Source organism: Sphingobacterium sp. UBA7253, from assembly GCF_002472745.1.
GTDB lineage: Bacteria > Bacteroidota > Bacteroidia > Sphingobacteriales > Sphingobacteriaceae > Sphingobacterium > Sphingobacterium siyangense.
Genome location: NZ_DKSP01000143.1, coordinates 42,808 through 43,369, shown reverse-complemented (window position 1 = coordinate 43,369; position 562 = coordinate 42,808). Strand labels below are relative to the sequence as shown.

General features: G+C 41.8%; 1 protein-coding gene. It reads left to right on the top strand.

Annotated features, from left to right (window positions below; genetic code table 11):
- Positions 1 to 506, top strand: a 506-nt coding sequence (locus B2X72_RS14915; protein ID WP_286850295.1) for a DUF2625 family protein, incomplete at its 5' end; no start/stop codon positions are given.
- Positions 507 to 562: the final 56 nt, after the last annotated feature.

Below are 562 nucleotides of genomic sequence, written 5' to 3'. Positions count from 1 at the left end.
TGGGGGCCATTATTCATCAAAGCGGTGGTATACTGATCGATGGTGGCTGGTTGCGAATTTTAGGCTCCGGTTCGCCAAAGCTGAACCGCGGAATTATGGAGTGGAATAAGGGCAAAAGTTTTGACAAGGAAGGCGAAAAAGGAGGATTTCTTCTTATAGCTGACGATGTTTTGGGTGGTTATTTTGCCATCAATGCCGGCGCTCTGGGAGATGCTATTGGACAGGTCTATTATTTTGCTCAAGATACCTTGCAATGGGAAAGTTTGGAATGTGGCTATTCGGACTTTGTTTTTTGGGCTTTGAAAGGGGATATCAGACAGTTTTATGAAACATTTAAATGGAAAGACTGGAGTGAAGACGTCAAATCGTTGAATGGTAATCAAGTTTTTTCGTTTTATCCTTTTCTATGGACTGAAGAAGCACGGGATTTTCGTAAAGTAGATCGCAAGCCAATGGCAATCGATGAGAACTACCACTTTACGATGGAATTTGCCGGCAGACGCTAATCGTTATTTTAATACGACAAACCTTCAGCTTAATACTTTAATAGGGTGATAGGACA